General features: G+C 56.7%; 1 protein-coding gene and 1 pseudogene. One reads left to right on the top strand and one right to left on the bottom strand.

From position 1 onward, the window contains the following. A pseudogene (locus NW837_RS12835) lies at positions 1-252 on the bottom strand (hypothetical protein); the annotation flags it as partial. 319 nt (positions 253-571) lie between these two features. On the opposite strand from NW837_RS12835, the gene NW837_RS12830 reads away from it, so the two are divergent. Then, entirely contained in the window at positions 572-1,489 is a 918-nt protein-coding gene (locus NW837_RS12830) for a CoB--CoM heterodisulfide reductase iron-sulfur subunit B family protein (protein WP_414332039.1), read from the top strand. Positions 1,490-1,693 lie beyond the last annotated feature (204 nt).

The following is a 1,693-nucleotide window of genomic DNA, read 5'->3' as shown; positions in this document are numbered from 1 at the left end:
CTTGACCAGCTCGTTACGCACCCGGATTTGCGCCCCAGGATCCAAATTGCGCCCCGGCACAAGGACTTCTTCCTGAGGTTGCTGTTCGACCGGCTGGGCCCATAGCTGGAGTTGACTTGCCCATCCTGCCCAAACTAGGGATCCGAAAAACAAGCCAAATCCCCAACCTTTTAGAGGAAGGCTCCAACCCAGACTGCCCTGCTTAGAGCGAGGTGAAACGGGGGGCTCACAATCCTGGATCGGGCTGTTCATAAAGCGTTGACCGATTCCTCAGCGATGGCTACCGCCAAATCTACCCGACATCGGCCAGAGAGGCACTAGGCAGGGAGAAAAATAGGGTATCGGCTCCGAATAGTTTCAAAATAGGGGCAGATAAATAGGGAAGCTTTGACAAACTCCCTGTCCTGGGCAGCAACGGATATGCTGTGGCAGCGCATGGGTGTAGGATCTTAGGCTCTGGGTTCCCGCTCTGCAGGCAGGCCAGTGCTCTGCTGTGTGGGCAATGGATCCATGGATTGTTATTACCGTTGAGATCGCAAACCCAATTCTCTTCTTCTTCTCACGTCTTCTCATGACCGCGGTTGTTCCTTCACCTTTGCGCTACGCCTACTACCCCGGCTGTGTGGCCCAGGGGGCCTGTCGTGAGCTGTATGACTCCACCGACCAGATTGCGCGGCATCTGGGCATTGAACTGGTGGAGCTGGAGGCTGCTTCTTGCTGTGGTTCGGGCACCTTCAAAGAAGAATCGGAGCTGCTGGAAGATACGGTGAATGCCCGCAACCTGGCTTTGGCGGAAGCGCTGGGGCTGCCGATGCTTACCCACTGCAGCACCTGTCAGGGAGTGCTGGGCCGCGTGAATGAAAAGTTGAAGGCTGCGAAAACCGCGAGTCCAGAGTACTTTCACCAGGTGCAGGCCCTGTGCCAGAAAGGAGGCTGCGAGAGCTGCTACCAGGGCACAGGCGATGTGCGCCATTTGCTGTGGGTGCTGGCTCATGACTACGGCCTGGAGCGATTGGCCCAACAGGTCAAACGGCCTCTCCTGGGACTGCGCTGCGCTGCCTTCTACGGGTGTTATCTGTTGCGGGCCTACGACATCTCCCGCTTTGATGTGGCGCGGGATCCCCATTTGATGGAGGATCTCTTCGAGCGTTTGGGGGCCACCCCCGTTTGGTATCGCGGGCGCACCCAGTGTTGCGGTTGGCCCATTTCCAGCTACGCCCCACAGCAGTCTTTCTCGATGGCAGGCCGGCATCTCGTAGAGGCAATAGAGGCGGGAGCCGATTGTTTGGTTACCCCCTGTCCTCTATGTCACCTCAACTTGGACTCTCGGCAGCCGGAGGTGGAACAGGTGATCGGGCGCAAGCTGGGGATCCCGATCCTGCATTTGCCACAATTGGTGGGCCTGGCCCTGGGGATCCCGGCGAAAAACTTGGGACTGAACCGCCATGTAGTACAGGTGGAAAGAGCCCTGCAAAAAATAGGCCGCTAAATCCCACTTGATGGCTGGGGGATCCCTGGGCAAACATCAGGTGGGGTCTGCCTGGGAAGGATATGCTATTCTGCCCAGCAAGGTACCCGTCCTTGTTCAAAAACCGCAAAGATCCTCGTAAGCTTAGATCCACCTACTGATACATTTACGCTGAACACTGCTGAACATCACTGTTCAACTATGCAGCGATAGCATTCTGTTTGT

The organism is Synechococcus sp. R6-10 (assembly GCF_047461815.1).
In the GTDB taxonomy this organism is placed as follows: domain Bacteria; phylum Cyanobacteriota; class Cyanobacteriia; order Thermostichales; family Thermostichaceae; genus Thermostichus.
Note: the sequence above shows the minus strand (reverse complement) of the source record. Positions and strands in the feature narration are given on the sequence as shown.